Genomic DNA, 665 nt, shown 5'->3' with positions numbered 1-665 from the left:
GAAGGAAACAAGAAAGTCAAAGAATCAAAGGCATTGTCTTTGATCCAAAAGTATGAATCCTTCATCATGGAGCCAAATGAGTCCATTGAAGAAATGTTCTCCAGATTTCAGTTGCTTGTAGCTGGCATACGACCTCTCAACAAGAGCTACACAACAAAAGATCATGTCATAAGGGTCATCAGGTGTCTTCCTGAAAGTTGGATGCCTTTRGTGACTTCAATAGAGCTCACGAGAGAYGTTGAGAATATGAGTTTAGAAKAACTCATCAGCATTTTGAAATGCCATGAGCTGAAGCGCTCAGAGATGCAAGATCTGAGGAAAAAGTCCATAGCCTTGAAATCCAAATCTGAAAAGGCTAAGGTTGAGAAGTCAAAGGCTCTTCAAGCTGAAGAAGAAGAATCTGAAGAAGCATCAGAAGATTCTGATGAAGATGAGCTGACTCTGATCTCYAARAGACTCAACCGCATCTGGAAGCACAGGCAGAGCAAGTWCARAGGCTCTGGAAAGGCAAAAGGAAAGTMTGARTCCTCAGGCCAGAAGAAGTCATCAATCAAGGAAGTCACTTGCTTTGAGTGCAAAGAATCAGGGCCCTACAAAAGTGACTGTCCAAAATTGAAGAATGACAAGAAGCCAAAGAAGCACTTCAAGACCAAGAAGAGTCTGAT

1 protein-coding gene is annotated in these 665 nt (G+C 41.9%); it reads left to right on the top strand.

Translation table 11 applies throughout. The features are described from left to right. Positions 1–66 precede the first annotated feature (66 nt). A partial coding sequence (locus tag AC1D14_RS22590; RefSeq protein WP_476969238.1) for a gag-polypeptide of LTR copia-type domain-containing protein occupies positions 67–665 on the top strand: 599 nt, incomplete at its 3' end.

It is taken from the genome of Arthrobacter sp. P1_B11 (assembly GCF_056406715.1).
Note: the sequence above shows the minus strand (reverse complement) of the source record. Positions and strands in the feature narration are given on the sequence as shown.